The organism is Methanosarcina sp. UBA289, assembly GCA_002496565.1.
Classification (GTDB): Archaea; Halobacteriota; Methanosarcinia; order Methanosarcinales; family Methanosarcinaceae; genus Methanosarcina.
This window is the reverse complement of the sequence record DAKJ01000018.1, coordinates 842,995-843,194: the sequence shown is the minus strand read 5'-3', so window position 1 is coordinate 843,194 and position 200 is coordinate 842,995. Positions and strand designations below refer to the sequence as shown.

1 protein-coding gene is annotated in these 200 nt (G+C 30.5%); it reads left to right on the top strand.

Features of this window, described 5'->3' with window-relative positions; translation table 11 throughout:
* Positions 1-196 (top strand): hypothetical protein (locus BP549_RS11555; RefSeq protein WP_292380716.1); only part of this gene is annotated, 196 nt, incomplete at its 5' end.
* Between the last annotated feature and the right edge of the window lie 4 nt (positions 197-200).

Genomic DNA, 200 nt, shown 5'->3' with positions numbered 1-200 from the left:
ATTAATTGTTATGGTAAAGACCCGTTTATTTCCACTGGAACAGACTTTTACCTTAAATATCCACCAAAAAACAAGCATCATGAGACGTAATATATCTGAGAGAACATATTCTGGATTCCAGAAACAATGGAGGTTGAATTTAAACCCCTATTTTCTCATGGAAGAAATTATGAAAACTTATGATATTAGTACATAAATTA